This window comes from Streptomyces prunicolor (genome assembly GCF_045162825.1).
Lineage (GTDB): Bacteria > Actinomycetota > Actinomycetes > Streptomycetales > Streptomycetaceae > Streptomyces > Streptomyces prunicolor.
Genome location: NZ_CP108676.1, coordinates 10101987 through 10121371 on the forward strand (window position 1 = coordinate 10101987; position 19385 = coordinate 10121371).

14 protein-coding genes and 1 pseudogene are annotated in these 19385 nt (G+C 70.1%); 8 read left to right on the forward strand and 7 right to left on the reverse strand.

From position 1 onward, the window contains the following. Positions 1–117: 117 nt before the first annotated feature. Positions 118–1509, reverse strand: a complete 1392-nt coding sequence (locus tag OG588_RS45685) for a serine/threonine-protein kinase (protein ID WP_405952432.1) — start codon at positions 1507–1509, stop codon at positions 118–120. A 46-nt stretch (positions 1510–1555) separates the two neighbouring features. On the opposite strand from OG588_RS45685, the gene OG588_RS45690 reads away from it, so the two are divergent. After that, complete coding sequence (locus tag OG588_RS45690; RefSeq protein ID WP_019057801.1) at positions 1556–2107, forward strand: RNA polymerase sigma factor; 552 nt, start codon at positions 1556–1558, stop codon at positions 2105–2107. A 25-nt stretch (positions 2108–2132) separates the two neighbouring features. On the opposite strand, the gene OG588_RS45695 is transcribed toward OG588_RS45690, so the two are convergent. After that, on the reverse strand, positions 2133–4508 hold the full coding sequence (locus OG588_RS45695; RefSeq protein WP_405952433.1) for a SpoIIE family protein phosphatase: 2376 nt from the start codon (positions 4506–4508) through the stop codon (positions 2133–2135). Between the two features lie 257 nt (positions 4509–4765). Here OG588_RS45695 and OG588_RS45700 point away from each other — a divergent pair, with 257 nt between their 5' ends. The 3 genes from OG588_RS45700 (at position 4766) to OG588_RS45710 (ending at position 10694) form a co-directional block, all read left to right on the forward strand. After that, the gene (locus tag OG588_RS45700; RefSeq protein ID WP_405952434.1) at positions 4766–7858 is read left to right on the forward strand and encodes a glycoside hydrolase family 2 TIM barrel-domain containing protein; all 3093 of its coding nucleotides are present in this window, start codon (positions 4766–4768) and stop codon (positions 7856–7858) included. 129 nt (positions 7859–7987) lie between these two features. Further along, positions 7988–10231 carry a glycoside hydrolase family 9 protein gene (locus OG588_RS45705; RefSeq protein ID WP_405952435.1) on the forward strand — a complete coding sequence of 748 codons (2244 nt, stop codon included), beginning with the start codon at positions 7988–7990 and terminating at the stop codon, positions 10229–10231. Positions 10232–10238: 7 nt separating this feature from the next. After that, a complete protein-coding gene (locus OG588_RS45710) occupies positions 10239–10694 on the forward strand; it encodes a hypothetical protein (protein WP_405952436.1) in 456 nt (151 codons plus the stop codon). A 6-nt stretch (positions 10695–10700) separates the two neighbouring features. Here OG588_RS45710 and OG588_RS45715 read toward each other — a convergent pair whose 3' ends face one another. Both OG588_RS45715 and sigJ read right to left on the reverse strand, forming a co-directional pair. Then, entirely contained in the window at positions 10701–12170 is a 1470-nt protein-coding gene (locus OG588_RS45715) for a cytochrome bc complex cytochrome b subunit (RefSeq protein WP_405952437.1), read from the reverse strand. Next, positions 12167–13123: an RNA polymerase sigma factor SigJ gene (sigJ, locus tag OG588_RS45720; protein WP_405952438.1), complete on the reverse strand. Its 957-nt coding sequence runs from the start codon at positions 13121–13123 to the stop codon at positions 12167–12169. The genes OG588_RS45715 and sigJ overlap by 4 nt, the downstream gene beginning before the upstream one ends. 178 nt (positions 13124–13301) lie before the next feature. Here sigJ and OG588_RS45725 point away from each other — a divergent pair, with 178 nt between their 5' ends. Continuing rightward, positions 13302–14915, forward strand: coding sequence for a DHA2 family efflux MFS transporter permease subunit (locus OG588_RS45725; RefSeq protein WP_405952439.1), 1614 nt, complete (start codon positions 13302–13304; stop codon positions 14913–14915). Positions 14916–15115: 200 nt separating this feature from the next. On the opposite strand, the gene OG588_RS45730 is transcribed toward OG588_RS45725, so the two are convergent. Both OG588_RS45730 and OG588_RS45735 read right to left on the reverse strand, forming a co-directional pair. Continuing rightward, positions 15116–15805, reverse strand: coding sequence for a 2OG-Fe(II) oxygenase (locus OG588_RS45730; protein WP_405952440.1), 690 nt, complete (start codon positions 15803–15805; stop codon positions 15116–15118). A 17-nt stretch (positions 15806–15822) separates the two neighbouring features. Then, positions 15823–16320 (reverse strand): methylated-DNA--[protein]-cysteine S-methyltransferase, encoded by a 498-nt coding sequence (locus tag OG588_RS45735; RefSeq protein ID WP_405952441.1) that lies wholly within the window; start codon positions 16318–16320, stop codon positions 15823–15825. A 137-nt stretch (positions 16321–16457) separates the two neighbouring features. Between OG588_RS45735 and OG588_RS45740 the strand changes: the two genes are divergently transcribed. Continuing rightward, complete coding sequence (locus tag OG588_RS45740; protein WP_019057811.1) at positions 16458–16703, forward strand: hypothetical protein; 246 nt, start codon at positions 16458–16460, stop codon at positions 16701–16703. Positions 16704–16706: 3 nt separating this feature from the next. Continuing rightward, positions 16707–17090: a toxin Doc gene (locus OG588_RS45745; RefSeq protein ID WP_266865812.1), complete on the forward strand. Its 384-nt coding sequence runs from the start codon at positions 16707–16709 to the stop codon at positions 17088–17090. A 356-nt stretch (positions 17091–17446) separates the two neighbouring features. Here the strand turns inward: OG588_RS45745 and OG588_RS45750 are convergent. Continuing rightward, positions 17447–18313: pseudogene (locus OG588_RS45750) on the reverse strand (helix-turn-helix domain-containing protein); the annotation flags it as partial. A gap of 142 nt (positions 18314–18455) precedes the next feature. Between OG588_RS45750 and OG588_RS45755 the strand changes: the two are divergent. Continuing rightward, entirely contained in the window at positions 18456–19331 is an 876-nt protein-coding gene (locus tag OG588_RS45755; RefSeq protein ID WP_405952442.1) for an oxidoreductase, read from the forward strand. The last annotated feature ends 54 nt before the right edge of the window (positions 19332–19385 follow it).

Sequence of the window (19385 nt, forward strand, 5' to 3'; positions counted from 1 at the left end):
CGCACTTCGGCGTGCTGACCGCGCCTCATGCGCCGTCACACTGATCCGATACGGACGGGCGCCGAAAAGTTCGCGAGTCCGACGGGATCTTTTCCTGGACTTGGGGTTCGACAGTAATCAGGTGACCCGGAGCGATCGGAGTATGCGGGAGGTCGCGTCACCGCTGTGCTGCCGGATCTGCACGTACACCTGGGGCTGCGCGGCGCCGCCGACCATGCGCAGCGCGGTCTCCGAGAGGGTGCCCGTGCCGCCCGAGCAGTCGCTCCAGGTGCGGATCGTGCCGCGCCAGGTCGCGTTCGCGTAGGCGTGGCTGCCGTCGTAGTGGCAGCCGGAGTGGGCGATGCCGTCGACCTCGGTCGTCACGCTGCCGTGTTCGCTGAGGCCGATGAACACGCCGTTCACGTCCGCCGAGAGGTCCGGCCACTTCGCCAGGTCGTCGGCGACGGCCAGCCCCGGCTCCTGCCCGGACTGGAGACCGAGGGTCTGCGGATTCCAGCCCGAGTCGCGCAACTGACGGCCCCACGCGGCGGGCACCTCGACCACGACCCGGCCGGTGCTGTCCTTGACCCGCAGGTCGGAACTCTTGGACGACGACGGCAGGTTCAGCACCACGGCGCCCGTGCCGGCCGCCACCACGACGAACAGACCTGCCATCAGCGCCACACTCCGGTGCCGGCTGTGCGGTCTGCGCTGCTTGCGCTGTCTTCGCGTGGTGGCCGCCTCGGCGGCCAGCCGCTCCAGCTCCTCCGCGAAGTCCCGCGCCGTGGGCCAGCGCTTCTCCCGGTCCGGCTCCAGCGCGCGGAACAGGGCCCGCTGCACCTCGGGCGACACGTCCGGCCGCAGCCGGTCCGGCCGTACGACCTGTCCGGGCGCCCCCGGGACCGTGCCGGTGATCAGCTCGTAGCCGACCGCTCCCAGGCTGTACACGTCGGCGCGCTCGTCGATGCCGTACCCGGGCTGCGCCTGCTCCGGCGGCTGATAGCCCGCGGAACCGGCGGCCAGGGTGAGGCCCGACCCCTGCGCCAGGCTCTTGGCCAGACCCAGGTCGGCGAGCAGGACGCGGTAGCTGCCGTCCGGGGCGCTGCGCAGCAGCACGTTCGTCGGCTTGATGTCCCGGTGCACGATCCCCGCCTTGTGCAGCGCGGCGGCGCCCCGGGCGGCCAGCGCGGTCAGCCGCAGCGCCTCGGAGACGGGCAGCGGACCCGACGTGAGCAGATCGGCGAGGGTGCCGGCGTCGGCGTACTCCATGACGAAGTACGGCCGCCCGTCGGGCAGCTCACCGATGTCGTAGACCTGCACCACCCGGTTCGAGTCGGCCCGGCGCAGCAGCCGGGCCTCGGAGAGGAAGCGGTCGACGATGTCGAGGCGGTGCGCCCAGTTGTCGGCGAGGACCTTCACGGCCACCGGGGCTTCGAGCACGTCGTCGTGCGCGAGCCAGACCGTGCCGAACGCGCCGGTGCCCAGGCGGCGTTCGAGTCTGTAGCGGCCGATCTGTTCGACGAAGTGCATGCGACTATCATGCCTGCTCGTAGACCGAGGCGGAGGAGTGGATCCAGTGCAGGACAAGGCGCGGACCGAGGAACTGGCGCGGCGGGCCGCGGCCGGTGACCCGGGTGCCCTGGACGAACTGCTGCGGACGATCGGACCCGAGGTCCTGCGGCGGTGCGGACGCTTCCTGCCGTGCCGTGAGGACGCCGAGGAAGCGGCCCAGGACGTACTGATGCAGGTCGCCCGGAAGATCGGCACGTTCGAGGGCCGCAGCCTCTTCAGTACCTGGCTGTACACGGTGGTCGCCAACGGCGCCCGGCAGAAGTACCGCGAGTTGAAGCGGCGGGCCGCCGAGCAGCCCGCCGAGATCGACGTGTCACAGCACGTCGATCCGCGCACCACGAGCGTGATCGCCGGGTCGAAGATCGACCTCCTGGAGGCGCTGGAACGCCTGGAGCGGGAGCAGCCGCACCTCGTCGAGCCGCTGGTCTACCGGGACATCTGCAACCTGGAGTACGCCGACATCGCCGAGCGGATCGGCATCCCGCTCGGCACCCTCAAGTCCCGGCTGCACGAGGCCCGCCGCCAGGTCAGGCCCTGGCTGACCGAGCTCTCCTGAGCCGACCGACCTCTCCCGATACGGCTCAGACCTCGTCGAAGAGCGAAAGCTCCGCCCAGATCGTCTTGCCGTCCGCCGTGTGCCGACTGCCCCAGCGCTGGGTGAGCTGCGCGACCAGCAGCAGGCCGCGCCCGCCCTCGTCCCAGGTCTTGGCGCGGCGCAGGTGTGGGGCCGTGTGGTTGGTGTCGGAGACCTCGCAGATCAGCGTGGTCGCGTCATGGATCAGCCGGAGCCGGATGGGGTGCGCGCCGTAGCGGATCGCGTTGGTGACCAGCTCGCTCACCACCAGCTCGGCCGTGAACCCGGCCTCGCTCATGTTCCAGCTGTCGAGCTGCTCCACGACCTGCTTGCGGATGGGGGCGACGAGCGAGGGATCGGCCGGGATGTCCCAGGTCGAGACCTGCTCGGCGGGCAGCCCCTGGGTGCGGGCCAGCAGCAGCGCCACGTCGTCGGCCGCGCCGCCCGGCGGGAGCACGGCGTGCAGGATCCGGTCGCAGGTCTCGTCCAGCGAGTCCGACGGGGCGTACAGGGCGTCGAACAGCAGCCGTTGACTGACGTCGAGGTCCCGGTCCCGGTTCTCGATCAGCCCGTCGGTGTACAGCGCGAGCACGGTGCCCTCGGGCAGCTCGAACTCGGCCGACTCGAAAGGCAGCCCGCCCAGACCCAGCGGCGGCCCCGCGGGCAGGTCGACGGGCTCGGGCGGGCCGCCCGGCCGGATCATGACCGGCGGCGGATGCCCGGCGCGCGCCAGCGTGCAGCGCCGGGACACCGGGTCGTACACCGCGTACAGACAGGTCGCGCCGACCTCGCCCGGGCTGCCCTCGCCGCCGGCCTCCGCGGACAGCCGTACGACGAGGTCGTCGAGGTGGGTCAGCAGCTCGTCCGGGGCCAGGTCGATGTCGGCGAGGGTGCGGACGGCCGTGCGCAGCCGGCCCATCGTGGCGGAGGCCTGGATGCCGTGGCCCACGACGTCCCCGACGACCATGGCGACCCGCATCCCGGACAGCGGGATCACGTCGAACCAGTCGCCGCCGACCCCGGCGCGCGCCGCCGGCAGATAGCGCGAGGAGGCCTCCAGGGCGGCCGTGCGCGGGAGTTTGCGGGGGAGCAGGCTGCGCTGGAGGGCCAGTGCAGTCTCGCGTTCGCGGGAGAAGCGGCGGGCGTTGTCGATGCAGACGGCGGCGCGGGCGGTGACCTCCTCGGCCAGCAGGACGTCGTCGTCGGTGAACGGGTCGATGCGCCGGTACCGGGTGAGGACCGCCACCCCGAGGGTGACGCCGCGGGCCTGGATCGGTACGGCCATCGAGGAGTGGATGCCGTACTCCTCGACGCGCCTGGTGCGGGTGCGGTCCCAGGCGAGCCAGAGTTCCAGGTCCCGGCCCGAGGCGACGAGCGTGCGGCCCGCGACCAGCGCGTCGGCCTGCGGGGACTGCTCCGGGTACAGGTTCAGCTGGCCGGGCTTGGCGACCGCCTCGGGGCTGCCCTGCTGCACCGACTGGTGCGCGGCCCGGCGCAGCCTGATCGGCGCGGTGATCGCCGTCGGGAGCTCGCCGCCGTGCTCCTGCGGGTCCAGCAGGTCGATGCTGACGAAGTCGGCGAGGGCCGGCACACAGACGTCCGCGAGCTCCTGGGCCGTACGGGTGACGTCGAGGGTGGTGCCGATGCGGACGCTCGCCTCGTTGACGAGTTGCAGCCGCTCCCGGGACAGGTAGTTCTCGGTGAAGTCGTGCGCGGCCAGACACACGCCCCGCACCCGCCCCTCGGCGTCCGTGATCGGCGCCATCCGGGCCAGCCACGCGTGCGCGGCGTCCTCGCCGCCGGTGCGCATGTAGATCTGGAAGTCCTCGGCGGTGCCCGAGGTGAGCACGCGCAGCATGTACTGCTCCAGCTCCGCGCTCTGCGTCTTCCCGCCGATCTCGGTGACCCGCAGCCCCTGGATGCGCTCCTCGGGCAGCCCGATCACATCGGCCATCGCGTCGTTCACCCGGCTCAGCCGCAGCCGCTCGTCGTAGACCGCGATGGCACACGGCGACTGGGTCAGCGCGGCGGTCGCGAGGGGGTCCTCGGCGGCGGGCGGACCGCCCCCCTCCAACGGCGTCACGACGAGCCAGTCGCCGGGCCCGCCGTCCCGGGGCCGCCGGTGGTGGGCCAGCAGCCACACGGAGACGACGCGCCCGTCGCGATGGCACAGCGCGACCGTGCCGTCCCAGCGGGCACCCGTGATCCCGGGCAGCGCCTCGGCACCGTCGGCCAGCAGCCCCACGGCCGGGCGGCCCACGACCTCGTCCGCGGTGTGGCCGAGGAGCCGCCTGGCCCCGTCGTTCCACTCCACCAGAGTGCCCGCGTCGTCGATGACAACCCGCGCCGTCGCGGCATCGTCGAACGGGTAGACCGGTCTCATCGTCGCCACTCCATTGCGCGCACTCACAGTGAACAGTCACGCCACTTGCGTTCCAGCCTAGTGCGTCACAGTCTCGCGCGGACGAGAACCCCCAGGGCCGGGGGGTACCCGTGGTCAAGGGGGAAAACCGGTCGAATCGGCACACAGGACAGCTGTCTGCCTCCGCACCCTTGACGCCCCGGAGTGGCACCCCGTCAGAATCTGTTCGGTCACGATCAGTTGTGAGTACTTCTGGGCCCTGATGAGGGAGAGCCGCCATGACGGTCACTCGCAGATCGGTTTTGATCGCTTCTACGGCCGCGCCGACGGCCGCATCACTCCTGGCCGCCCCGGCCGCACGAGCCGCCGGATCGGGCGCGTCCGGCCGCCACACGGTCCCCCTCCGGGACGGCTGGCGCTTCGCGCTGGTCAACCCGGGCGGGACCACCGACCCGACCGGCGCCTACGCCGACGCCGCCGCACCCGACTACGACGACTCGGCCTGGCGTCAGGTCGCGGTCCCGCACGACTGGAGCATCGAACAGACCCCCACCACGGCATACGGCACGACCAGCGGCACCGGGTTCTTCCCCGGCGGCCTCGGCTGGTACCGCATCGCCTTCACCCTGCCGCCGGCCTTCGCGGGCAAGCGGATCTCGGTCGAGTTCGACGGCGTCTACATGGACTCGTACGTCTATTGCAACGGCACACAGGTCGGCCAACACCCCTACGGATACACGGGGTTCGCCCTCGACCTTACCGACCTGGCGCACACCGACGGCAGCACGGAGAACGTCGTCGCCGTGAAGGTACAGAACCAACTCCCCAGCAGCCGCTGGTACTCGGGCAGCGGCATCTACCGCGAGGCCCGCCTCGTCGTCACCGAACCGGTGCACGTCGAACGCCGGGGCACGTATGTCACGACCCCGGACATCACCGCCGAGCGGGCCGTCGTACGGGTTCAGACGTCCGTGGTGAACGTGTCGGGTGCCGCGAGCGAGGTCGAGGTCAGATCGAGGGTCGTCGACCCCGGTGGTCGGACGGTGGCCCGCGCCGGCTCCACGGTCGCTGTCGCCGACCGGGCGACCGAACCCCATGAACTCGCCGTCCCCAAGCCCAAGTTGTGGGACATCGAGACCCCGGACCACCGCTACACCCTGGAGACCGAACTTCGGGTGGCCGGCAAGACGGTCGACACGTACAGCACCCCCTTCGGCATCCGCACGTACCGTTTCGACCCGGACGAGGGCTTCTCCCTGAACGGCGTCCACACCAAGATCAAGGGCGTCGACCTCCACCACGACCAGGGCGCTCTCGGCTCCGCGATCAGCATCGACGCGGTACGCAGGCAGTTGAGCATCATGAAGTCGATGGGCGTCAACGCCTTCCGCACCTCGCACAACCCGCCCTCGCCCCAAATCATCCAGGCCTGCGAGGAGTTGGGCATCGTGATGATGGTCGAGGCCTTCGACTGCTGGCACACCGGCAAGACGACCTACGACTACCACCGCTTCTTCGACGACTGGTGCGAGCGGGACGCCACCGAGATGGTCCTCGCCGCCCGCAACTCGCCCGCCGTGGTGCTGTGGTCCATCGGCAACGAGATCCCCGACTCCACCGCCACCGCAGGTCTCGCGATGGCCGACCGCATCATCGGCGCGATCAAGGCGGCGGACGACACCCGGCCGGTGGTCATCGGCTCGAACAAGTACCACGGGGTGCCCGCCAAGGGCTCCGCCGCCGACCTCATGCTCGCCAAGCTCGACGGACTCGGCCTCAACTACAACACCGCCAAGTCGGTCGACGCCCTGCACGCCGCCTATCCTGGCCTGTTCCTCTTCGAGTCCGAGTCCTCCTCGGAGACCTCGACACGCGGTGCCTACCAGGAGCCGGAGTACCTGAACACCGGCGAGAACTACGCCCCCGGCAGGCGCGACACCTCCTCGTACGACAACAACCTCGCCTCCTGGACGATGAGCGGCGAGTACGGCCACAAGAAGGACCGGGACCGGAAGTGGTTCGCGGGCCAGTTCCTGTGGTCGGGCATCGACTACATCGGGGAGCCGACGCCGTACGACGTCTTCCCGGTCAAGGCGTCCTTCTTCGGAGCGGTCGACACGGCCGGCTTCCCGAAGGACATGTACTACCTCTTCCGCAGCCAGTGGGTCGGTGAGCCCATGGTCCATCTGGTGCCGATGAGCTGGAACCACGAACCGGGCGACACGGTCGAGGTGTGGGCGTACGCCAACGTCGACACCGTCGAGCTGTTCCTCAACGGAAAGTCCCTGGGGGCAAGGGAGTTCGACACCAAGAAGACCACCGACGGCCGCACCTACCTGGAGACCACCGAGCCCACCGGAGACGACAAGACCTTCACCACCGGCCCCTACCCGGGCAGTTACACCAGCCCGAACGGCAGCGCGGGAAAACTCCACCTCACCTGGAAAGTCCCGTACGAGCCAGGTGAGTTGAAGGCAGTGGCGAGCAACGGCGGAAAGGTGGTCGCATCGGACGTGCTGCGTACAGCCGGGTCCGCACACGCCGTCCGCCTCACGGCCGACCGCAAGTCCCTTGCCGCCGACGGTCGTTCGCTGGTCTTCGTGACCGCGGAGATCATCGACGCCCGCGGTGTTGTCCTGCCCGACGCGGAGGATCTGATCGCCTTCGAGGTGAGGGGTGGGTCCCTTGCCGGTCTCGACAATGGACGCGAGGAGAGCGCCGAGCGCTACCAGGCGAGCACCCGAACCGCCTTCCACGGCAAGGCACTTGCCATCGTGCGGTCCGGTACGGCGGTGGGCTCGCTGAAGGTGACGGCGCGGGCGGAGGGGCTGCGGACCGGCACGGTGACCGTACGGACGACGCCCGTCCGGGACGGTGCCCTGACTCCGGCGCCGCGCTTCGAGACCGATTACCCTGCGCCGCTCAACTACCCGTACGCCGACGCGAGTTACTCGGGTCGACCTGACACACTCCCCGCCGCCATGCTCGACGGTGACCCGGCGACCGGCTGGTCCAACGCCTTCGCCAAGTCGGCCACGGCCCTGCTGCCGTCCTTCAGCGGAGCACGTGAGAAGGACTGGGTGTCGGTGGACTGGGGGAGGACGCGGTCCTTCGACCGGGTGGAGGTGTCGTTCACGGTGGACGGGACGCACAGTCTGCCCGCTGCGGTGACGGTCGCCGTGTGGGACGGTCGGGCGTGGGTGCCGGTGGAGGGCGCTGCCGTCGACTGGGCCATGGGCTCCGACAGCCCGACCGTCGTCACCTTCCATGCCGTGCGCGGCTCCCGGCTGCGGCTCGCGCTGACGAGCGCTCATCCCGGCGTGGCCCAAGGAGCGGTGCGCATCAGCAAGTTGGAGGCAGCGGCCGGGTAGTACGGCGTCCGCTGCGGTCCGGACGGGAATCTGGCCTGTCCGGACCGTTGACGGAGTGTCATGTCTAGAACAGCATGGCCTGCGTCCGCAGTGAATGGGAGCGCTCCCGCGTCCGTGAGGGGCTCAGACGTGAAACGACGCAGAACGACCCTGCTCGCCGCCACGGCCCTCCTCGCGGCGGCGCTCACCACGCTCCCGGCCGGCCCGGCCGGGGCCGACGAGGTCGAGCAGGTCAGGAACGGCACCTTCGACACCACCACCGAACCCTGGTGGACGACGAGCAACGTCACCGCCGGCCTGTCCGACGGACAGCTCTGCGCGGACGTGCCGGGCGGCACGACGAACCGCTGGGACGCCGCCGTCGGCCAGAACGACATCACGCTGGTGAAGGGCGAGTCGTACAAGTTCGCCTTCACGGCGTCCGGTTCGCCCGAGGGACAGGTGGCGCGGGCGATCGTCGGGTTGTCGGTGGCGCCGTACGACACCTACTACGAGGTCAGTCCCGAGCTGAGCGGGTCGGGCAACTCCTATGCGTACACGTTCACTTCGCCCGTCGACACCACGCAGGGGCAGGTCGCCTTCCAGCTCGGCGGCGGTGCCGATGCCTGGCACTTCTGCATGGACGACGTGTCATTGCTGGGTGGCGTGCCGCCGGAGGTGTACCAGCCGGACACCGGGCCGCGCGTGCGGGTGAACCAGGTCGCCTATCTGCCCGGTGGGCCGAAGAACGCGACCCTGGTGACCGCGTCCACGTCCGTGCTGCCCTGGCAGTTGAGGAACGCGGCGGGTGCGGTGGTCGCGCACGGGCGGACCGTGCCGCGCGGCACCGACGTGGCCTCCGGGCAGAACGTCCAGTCGATCGACTTCGGCTCGTACCGGGGGCGCGGTGAGGGCTTCACGCTGGTGGCGGACGGGGAGACGAGCCGCCCGTTCGACATCGGGACGGCCGCCTATGAGCAGTTGCGGCTCGACTCGCTGAAGTACTACTACACGCAGCGCAGCGGCATCGAGATACGCGACGAACTGCGCCCCGGGTACGCCCGCCCGGCCGGTCACCTGAACGTCGCCCCCAACCAGGGCGACGCGAACGTGCCGTGCCAACCCGGCCTGTGCGACTACACACTTGACGTGACCGGCGGTTGGTACGACGCGGGGGACCACGGCAAGTACGTCATCAACGGCGGTATCTCCACATGGGAGTTGCTCAGCACCTACGAGCGCTCACTGCTGGCCCGTACCGGGGAACCGGCCAAGCTGCGTGACGGGACGCTCGCCATCCCGGAGAGCGGCAACAAGGTGCCGGACGTGCTCGACGAGGCCCGCTGGGAACTGGAGTTCCTGCTGAAGATGCAGGTACCGGACGGACAACCACTGGCCGGTATGGCGCACGACAAGGTCCACGACGAACAGTGGACCGGGCTGCCCCTGCTGCCGAGCCAGGACCCCCAGAAGCGTGAACTGCACGCCCCGACCACCCAGGCGACGCTCAACCTCGCGGCGACGGCGGCCCAGGCGGCGCGCCTGTACCGGCCCTACGACCGGGAGTTCGCGGCGAAGGCGCTGAAAGCGGCGCGGAAGGCATGGGCGGCGGCGCTCGCCCACCCCACGGTCTACCCGGACCCGAACGACGGCACCGGCGGCGGGGCGTACCCCGACGACAACGCGACCGACGAGTTCTACTGGGCGGCGGCCGAGCTGTATCTGACCACGGGGGAGCGGCAGTTCGCCGACCACGTCGTCAACTCACCGCTCAACACGGCCGACATCTTCGGCAGCCTCGGCTTCGACTGGGCGCGGACGGCCGCCCTGGGCCGACTCGACCTCGCGACCGTCCCCAGCCGGCTGCCCGGCCGGGACGGGATCCGCCGCTCGGTCATCGAGGGCGCGAACACCTACCTGACCACGCTGCGCACCCAGCCCTACGGCATGCCGTACGCGCCGCCCGGCAACCTCTACGACTGGGGCTCCAACAGCCAGATCCTCAACAACGCCCATGTGATCGCCACGGCGTACGACCTCACCGGCGCCTCGAAATACCGCGACGGCGCACTCCAGAGCATGGACTACATCCTCGGCCGCAACGCCCTCAACATGTCGTACGTCACCGGCTACGGCGAGGCCAACTCCCACAACGAGCACAGCCGTTGGTACGCCCACGAACTCGACCCGAACCTGCCGAGCCCGCCGCGGGGAACCCTGGCGGGTGGCCCCAACTCGTCCATCCAGGACCCTTACGCACAGAGCAAACTCACGGGCTGCGTCGGTCAGTTCTGCTACATCGACGACATTCAGTCGTGGTCGACGAACGAGACGGCGGTGAACTGGAACGCGGCGTTGGCGTGGATGGCTTCGTTCGCGGCGGATCAGGGATGATCTCCGGATGAGCAGATTCGCCGAAGTCGTCGTGCTGGCCCTTCACGCGCACGAAGTGATGGAGCCGCTGACCCGGGATGATCCGGAGCGCACCTGGCGTGGCCGGTTCGTTCCGATCGAGAGCCAATGGGGAACGTCGTTCGGCGCGGGATGGGCCACCGAGTTCGAGCGCATGCGCCCACGGGAGGGGCTCCTGAAACATCTGGAGTCGCTCCCGTGGCCCTGGCCGGAGAGCGTCCAGGTGCTGATCCACGACGAGGACGACGAGTGCTTCGGATTGTGGATGCTGCATGACGGAAAGCTCGTGGAGATACCGCTCCCGCGCACCCGCCGCTTCCACCAACCGGCCCCGCCGACCGAGGAGTTTCCGCCCGATCCGGGCTACCTCATGCGGACGGACCAGGAGCGCGAACTGCCCGAGCAGACCCCGGAGCACCTCCGGGATCCACGGCCGGCCTGGTAGCGGGTGCTAGGGCTCACGCTCCACGAGTTCCCTCGGGCGCCTGTGCGCGGTCAGGGTGTGGAGTTCGGCCTGGTCGAGTGGCCGGTGCACCTCCACGTACTCGCCGTGCGGCAGCCGCTTGATGACACCCGTCTCGCGGCCGTGCAACACCAGTTCCGCGTCCCGGAGTTGGAGGCCCAGGCAGATGCGCCGGGTCACGACGAAGGCGAGTGCCGGTACGGCGAACACCGCCACCCGTACCGCCCACGTCACCGTGTTGATCGACAGGTGGAGGCGGGTCGCCACGATGTCGTTGCCGCCACCGGCCAGGAGGGCCAGGTAGAGGCTGATCCAGGCCACGCCGATGGCTGTGCGGGTGGGGCGGTTGCGGGGGCGGTCCAGGAGGTGGTGTTCGCGTCTGTCGCCGCCCGTCAACCGGGCCTCCAGGAACGGGTATACGCCGATGAACACCAGCAGGAGCGGGAAGACCACGATCGGGATCAGTACGCCCAGCACCAACGTGTGGCCCCACAACGTGACTTCCCAACCCGGCATGACCCGGACCAGGCCCTCCGCGAAGCCCAGGTACCAGTCCGGCTGGGCGCCCGTCGAGACCTGGTCGGCGCGGTAAGGGCCGTAGGACCAGACCGGGTTGATCGACGCCACCGCCGCGAGGAGGGTGAGGGCGCCGAAGACCAGGAAGAAGAAGCCGCCCGCCTTCGCCAGGTAGACCGGCATGAACGGGGTGCCCACCACGTTGCGTTCGGTGCGGCCGGGGCCCGCGAACTGGGTGTGCTTGTGGTGGACGACCAGGATGAGGTGCACGACCACAAGTGCCGCCATGATGCCGGGGATCAGCAGCACGTGGAGTGAGTAGAAGCGGGACACGATGTCGTGGCCGGGGTACTCGCCGCCGAACAGGAACATCGAGAGGTACGTCCCGACGATCGGGACCGACAGCAGCGCGCCGTCCACGAAGCGCATGCCCGTGCCCGACAGCAGGTCGTCCGGGAGCGAGTAGCCGAAGAGGCCCTCGAACAGGCCGAGGAACAACAGGGTCCAGCCGAACAGCCAGTTGAGCTCGCGGGGCTTGCGGAACGAACCCGTGAAGAAGTGCCGCATCATGTGCGTCAGCATCGCGGCGATGAACACCAGCGCCGCCCAGTGGTGCAACTGCCGCACCAGCAGCCCGCCCCGCACGTCGAAGCTGAGGTGCAGCGTCGAGGCGTAGGCGTCGGACATGCGGATGCCGTTCAGGGGGACGTAACTGCCGTGGTACGTCACCTCGTTCATCGACGGGTGGAAGAAGAGGGTGAGGTAGACGCCCGTCAGGATCAGCACGACGAAGCTGTACAGGCAGATCTCGCCGAGCAGGAACGACCAGTGGTCCGGGAACACCTTCCGCAGATACTGCCTGCCGAGCGAGTAGATGCCGAGGCGGCCGTCGAACCAGTCGGCGACGCGTTCGCCCCGCGAGGGGTCGGGGGTGCCGGTCACCGGTCGTCCTCCTCGTCGTCCTTGTGCACGTGCGTGAGCTTCTCGGGGTTGGTCACGATGTAGACGCCGGACACCTGGTCGCCCTCGGGCGTGAGGTCCATGACCATCACCGCGTACGGCGAGTCGCCCTCGAACAGCACGGCCGCGTCGTCGCCGTTGACGCGCCGGTAGCGCAGCTCCAGGTCCTGGGGGCCGCGGTGCCGGGTCGCGAACGAGTTGATGAGACGGACGGCCTTGTCCCGCCCGTGCACCGGGCGCAGTCCGGCCGGTTTCCGGTTGCCCCCGCTGTCGGTCCACACCGTGACGTCCGGCGCGAGGATCTCCATCAGCGCGGCGATGTCCCCGCCGATCGCGGCCCGCACGAACCGCTCGGTCGCCTCCCGCCGCACCCGGGGATGCGCTTCGTACAGCGGCCGCCGCGCGTGCACATGGGCCCGCGCCCGGTGCGCGAGCTGTCGTACGGCGGCCGGGGTGCGGTCGATGATGTCGGCGATCTCGGTGTGGGCGTACCCGAACACCTCGTTGAGGACGAAGACCGCGCGCTCCAGCGGGGTCAGCGACTCCAGGACGACCAGCATGGCCAGCGACACGGACTCGGCGCGCAGGGCGGGGTCCACGGGGTCGTCGTCTGCGGGCTGGTCGACCAACGGCTCCGGCAGCCACGGGCCTACGTACGTCTCGCGGCGGCGGGTGATCGTGGCACGGCGCTGGAGCGCGTGGTTGACGGCGATGCGGACGAGATAGGCGCGCTGGTTGGTGATGGTGTCGAGCGGGGAGCGCCGGGAGCGCGCCGTCCAGGACAACCAGGTCTCCTGGAGGACGTCGTCGGTGTCCGCGACGCTGCCCAGCATGTTGTAGACGAGACCGAACAGCAGCTCCCGATGGTCCATGAAGACAGTGGTCGCCTCAGTGGTCGCCTCATCGGTGACGGCGGACTCGGAGAACTCGGACATGTATGCGCCTCCCCAGTGGCGTGTTCACCACTGCGAGGGGTGGCGGGGGTCGGAATGTGACAGCCGACGGCCTGAATGTGACGTACGTCTCGGGAAATTCGCGCCGTGTCACATCCGTCGGCCGTGCGGCCCTCTTGAACGCGAGTCCGACGCAAGCCCTCTGCAAGGAGTCGACATCGTGTTCAAGAAGTGGCACGGCAACCCCTGGGCGATCCTCATCACGCTCTCGCTCGGGTTCTTCATGACCCTCCTCGACCTGACGATCGTGAACATCGCGATCCCCCAACTCGGCGAGGATCTCGGCGCGTCCCTGGACGAGATCCTGTGGATCGTCAACGCCTACACCCTGGCGCTGGCCGTCCTGTTGATCACCGGCGGGCGCCTCGGCGACCTGCGCGGCAAACGCAATCTGTTCGCCGCCGGAGTCGCCCTGTTCACCCTGGCCAGCCTCGCCTGCGGGCTCGCCCAGGATCCCGCCCAGCTCATCGGGTTCCGCGCGGTGCAGGGGCTGGGCGCGGCGCTGCTCATGCCGCAGACCCTGTCGATCATCGCCGAGGTGTTCCCGGCCGACCGGCGCGGGGTCGCGATGGGCATCTGGGGTGCGGTGGCGGGGGTGTCCGGCGCGCTCGGGCCGATCCTCGGCGGCGTGCTGATCACCCATCTGTCCTGGCGCTGGATCTTCTTCGTCAACCTGCCGATCGGTGCACTGGTGCTCGTGCTCACCATGGCGATCATCCCGGGCGCCCGGCGGACGGTACGGCGCCGCTTCGACACCCTGGGCGTCACCCTTGCCTCAACTGCCCTGTTCTGTCTGGCGTTTGGGCTGACCGAGGGGCAGCGGTACGACTGGAACGCCGGGATCTGGAGCCTGTTCGGTGCGGCCGTCGTGCTCTTCGCCGGCTTCCTGCTGCACGAGCGCGGGCAGCAGAGCGGTGAACCCCTGGTCCCCTTCTCGTTGTTCAAGGACCGCGACTTCAGCCTCATCAACTTCGTGGGCGTCACCGTGTCGTTCGGTGTCGTCGGGATGTTCCTGACGCTGACGATCTATCTGCAGTCCGTGCTCGGCTTCAGCGCGCAGAAGGCGGGGCTCGTGCTGCTGCCCGTCGCGCTCGGTTCGTTCGTCATGGCCGGGCCCGCGGGTGCGCTCGCGGACAAGATCGGCGGCAAGTTCATTCTGATGGGCGGGTTGCTCGCCTGGGCGGGCGGGCTTGTGTGGGTCGTGGGTGTGGCGGGCGTCGGCACGGGGTGGTCGACCGTTGCGTTCCCGCTGTTCCTCACGGGGCTGGGGGTCGGCTGCACCTTCGCGCCCATGGCCACGGAGGTCATGCGCAACGTCCCGCCCCGGCTCGCGGGTGCCGCGTCCGGTGTCACCAACGCGCTTCGGCAGGTCGGTTCGGTGCTTGCCGGTGCGGTGATCGGGGCGGTGCTCCAGGGGCAGCTCGCCTCTTCCCTGACCGAGCAGGCGCGGGCTCGGGCCGGTCAACTCCCCGCCGCCTACCGGGAGTCGTTCGTCGCCGCGTTCTCGAAGGCGGAGTCCGATGTCGGTGCGGGGCAGCAGGGGGGCGCGCCGGGTGGGGTTCCGCGTGGGGTTGCGGAGCGGATGCGGGTGCTTGGGGGTGAGGTGTTCGGGCACGGGTTTGTCCATGCGATGGGGTCCGCCGTGTATGTCGCCGTCGCTGTTCTGCTGGCCGGTGCGGTCGCGTGTCTGGCCGTACGGCGACACGGTGGGCCGTCCGCGAATCCGCATGTCTTGCCCATGTCCGAGCCGGAGTTGGAGGAAGCGGCGCGATGAACATCGGCTTGCCGCCGCCGGTGCGGGTGCTCAACCGGGTGGTTTGGTAGGGGAGTTGTCGCGGCGGAGTCTTTGGGTCGTTCGACAGGCCACGGCCGGTGGGGGCTGGTCGCGCAGTTCCCCGCGCCCCTGAAGGCGGACCCGGCTTCGCCGGTCCGCCTTCAGGGGCGCGGTCCTGCAACGGAGTTCATCAGTCGCCCTCAAGTCGCGTCGTGGAACACCAGCCCCAACGCGTGACGCCTGCCGGAGCGTACGGTGCTCACCCCGTGTCGCATCGCCCCGGTCGACCAGCCGCGCTTGGTGCGCACCGGGCGGTCGCGGGTCGTGAAGACCAGGCCGTGGCCCTGCCGTAGCGGGGTCGCCGTGGCCCGGGACTGGGCGCGGGGGCGCTGTTCGACCATCAGGAACTCGCCGCCCGTGTAGTCGGTGCCGTACTCGTCGAGGCCGACCACCACCTGGAGCGGGAAGACCAACTCGCCGAACACGTCCCGGTGCAGGGCGTTCCAGTCGCCCTCGCCGTAGCGCAGCAGGATCTGTGCCGAACGGTCCTGGCCGGCGTCATGGCAGCGAGCCAGCCACTCGTCCAGGTCGTCCGGCCAGGGGGACGGGCGGTTGAGGCGGGCCGCCCAGTCCCGGGCGATCGGCAGCAGGTGCGGGTAGAGCGCGGCGCGCAGGGCGGTGACCGGTGCGGGCAGGTCGTGGGTGAAGTAGCGGTACTCGCCGGAGCCGAAGCGGTGCCGGGACATGTCGACGGTGGTGCGGAACAGCTCCGGCTTCTCGTACAGCGCGGCCAGGTCGCGGCACTCAGCGGGTGTCAGCAGTTGTGCGGTCGGGGCGCTGCCGTACAGGTCCAACTCCTCGGCCAGAGCTGACCAGTTGGTGCCATCCATGACGAACTTCCTCCGGGTCAGCCGAGCATCGGTTGCAGTGCGCCCTCGTGGGTCAGCAGGCGCACTTTGCGGTCGACGCCGGCGGCGTAACCGCGCATCGAGCCGTCCGCGCCGATCACCCGGTGGCACGCGCGCACCAGCAGGAGTGGGTTGGCGCCGAGTGCCGCGCCCAGGGCTCGGACCTCGGCGCGCGGTACGCCCAGGCGTTCCGCGAGGGCGCCGTAGGTCGTCGTCGTGCCGTAGGGGATCTCGTCCAGGGCTCGCCATACCCGCTGCTGGAACTCCGTTCCCTCGGCGGCCAGGGGGAGTTCGAAGCGGGTGAGGTGCCCGGCGAAGTACGCGGACAGTTGGCGGGTGGCTTCGGTGAAGGCCTGGTCGTCGCGTTCCCAGTCGGCGGGGACGGTCGGCTGGTCCGGCATGGTCAGGGAGGTGAGGGTGGTGCCGGTGGGCGACTTCTCGCCGGTCAGGAGCAGCTCGCCCACGGGGCTCTCGGTGAGGGTGTAGATCGTGGTCATGGGGATGAGTCTGCTCCGGAATCGTGGTCGGGACCGGCGGGATTCGGACATGGAGCTGAGGCCTGCTCGGTACCGTCGGACGTAGCTCTTGACCTGGGGGTATTTACGGGTAAGTACCCGAGCGGTACCGTGTCGGCATGCCAGCTCTCAACGTGGAGTTCAGCGACCGCGAGCTAGAGGACCTGCGGCAGATCGCCAAGGAGCGCGGTACGTCGATGAAGGCGCTGGTGCGTGAGGCGGCCGCGGCCGACATAGCTCGCCACCGGGCGCTGCAGGAGGGCGCCGAGGCCTTCCGCCGGTTCTTCGCCACGCACGCCGACGAGTTCGCCGCCGCGTTCCCCGACGACGAACCCTCGGCCAAGGGCGAGGGGCGGGTCGCCTGAGGCATGCCCGTCACTCCGGTCATCCATATCGACGTGCCCTGGCTGCTCCAGCGTCATGAGGAAGTCCTGCCGGACCAGCCCACCATCAACGACTTCTCGGCGCTGGTCGCGGCCGTCGCCCGGCACCGCGTGGATCCGCCCCGCCTCGGCATCGACTCCGACCCGGCCTGGCGGGCCACCGCCCTGCTGCACACCCTCGCCCTGCTCAAGCCGCTGCCCTCGGCCAACGCCCGTTTCGCCTGCGCCACGGCCGTCGCCTACATGTTCGTCAGCGGCGTCGGCATCGATCCGCCCTACGGCGCCCTCGTCGACCTCGCCCGCGATCTGATCTCCGGCAAGACGGATGTGTACGGGGCGGCGGATCGGCTGCGGTCCTGGCAGATCTGACGGGCAAGTCTGATGGGTCAGCCTGATGGGCAGGTCGGACAGGCAGGTCTGTCTGTCTAGCGGTCCTCGTCGAGGCGGGCGATCTCGTCGCGCTCCAGCGGGGTTCCCCGCGACGGCGCTTCACCGGCCGTGGCCCGGGCGTCGTCCTGGTGGGAGGTTTCGTCGGACGAGGTTCGCCCGTCGCTTCGGTGGGAGGGCTCGGCGGCTGCCGCCCGCAGGCTTTCCGCTGTGGGCGCCTCGTTGGACGCGGTGCGCAGGTCGTCCTGGTGGGAGGTTTCGTCGGACGAGGTTCGCCCGTCGCCCCGATGGGAGGGCTCGGCGCCAGCCGCCCGCAGGCTTTCCGCCGAGGGCGTCTCGTCGGACGCGGCCCGTGAATCCTCCCGCCAGGGTGTCGCGCCGGACGCCGTCAAGCTGCCCAGCAGCCCCAGCAGTTCCGCGCTGCGGCTGCCCGGCTCGGCGTGGAAGACGACCACGCTCAGACCGTTCGTACCGGGGATCTCGAACTTGTTCGACCGCAGCTCGAAGTCGCCGACCAGCGGATGGGTGAGGAGACTGGTCCGGCCGAGCATGGGCCGTACCTCGTGGCGGCTCCACAGCAACCGGAAGCGGTCACTGCGCACCGACAGCTCACCCACCAGCTCCACCAGCCGGGGATCGTCGACGTCGGGCCCGATGTGACCGCGCAGGGTCGCCACGCCCTCGGCGGTCAACTCCTCCCAGTCGCGGCGGAGTTCGCGCTCGGCGGGGTCGAGGAAGACGGCCCGCAGCAGGTTCACACCCGGCGTGTAGTTCGGGGACAGCGCCCGGCACAGCGCGTTGGCGGCGAGGCAGTCCGTGAACCGGTTCTGGACGTATGCCGGGTGACCGGACCACGTGTCGAGCAGCTCGCGGACGCTCGTCGGTACCGCCTCAGGCCGCCTGGCTCGTCTGCGGGACACGGCCGGCCGCTCCGGCTGCGCGAGGCTCAGCAGATGGGCGGTCGCGGAAGCGTCCAGGCGCAGCACCCGGGCCAGCGCCTCCAGCACCTGCACGGACGGGTTGCGATCGCGGCCCTGCTCCAGCCGCAGGTAGTAGTCGGAGCTGATACCGGCCAGTAGGGCGACCTCCTCCCGGCGCAACCCCGGCACCCGGCGCAGCCCGCCACCGCTCAGGCCCACGTCCTCGGGCCGGACCCGCTCCCGGCGGGCCCGCAGAAACTCACCGAGCGCGTTCTTGCTGTCCACACCCACCACCGTAGGTCCGAATCCCGGCAGGTGAGTGTCCCTGCCACTACCAGGAACATCCGGGTACTGCCTGCCCGGCCGGTACAGGCGCAGAGTCGATGGCAGGACGCACCCCGCATCACCCACCGAAAGGCGCGCCACCATGGCAGACACCGTCTCCGGCGGCACCCTCACCCCCGCCGAGGGCCTCACCCTCACCCGCATGGGATACGGCGCCATGCAGCTGGCCGGCCCCGGTGTCTTCGGCCCGCCGAAGGACCGCACCGAAGCGGTGGCCGTCCTCCGGGAGGCCGTCGAGCGGGGCATCACCCACATCGACACCAGTGATTTCTACGGCCCCGTCGTCGTCAACGAGATCATCCGGGAGGCACTCCACCCCTACCCGGACGACCTGCACCTCGTGACCAAGGTCGGCGCCCGGCGCGGCCCCGACGGCAGCTGGATCATGTCCCGGCACCCCGAGGACCTCAAGGCCCAGGTCTACGACAACCTCCGCAACCTCGGGCTCGACGCGCTGGACGTGGTGAACCTGCGGGTCGGCTCCGATCACGGCGCCGACGAGGAGCCGATCGGGGAGGAGTTCGGTGCCCTCGCCGAACTGCAGAAGGCCGGGCTGATCCGGCACCTCGGGGTGAGCACGGTCTCCGCCGACCAGCTGACCGAGGCCCAGGCCATCGCGCCGGTCGTCACCGTGCAGAACCTGTACAACCTGGCCAACCGGGAGGACGACGCCCTCGTCGAGCGGTGCGCGGCGGAGCACATCGCGTTCGCCCCGTACTTCCCGCTCGGCGGCTTCACCCCGCTGCAGTCGCGGACCCTCACCGATGTCGCCGCCCGACTGGACGCCTCGGCCCAACAGGTCGCCCTGGCCTGGCTGTTGCAGCGCTCGGCCACCATCGCTCTGATCCCCGGCACCTCGTCCCGCGCGCATCTGCGGGACAACATCGCCGCCGCGGACCTGGTGCTGCCCGCCGACGCGATCGCCGAACTCGACACCATCGGTGGGGCCGCGGCCTGATCAGCCGTGGCTTGATGCGGGGAGGGCGGGGGTGGGCCGCCCCCGCCCTCGGGG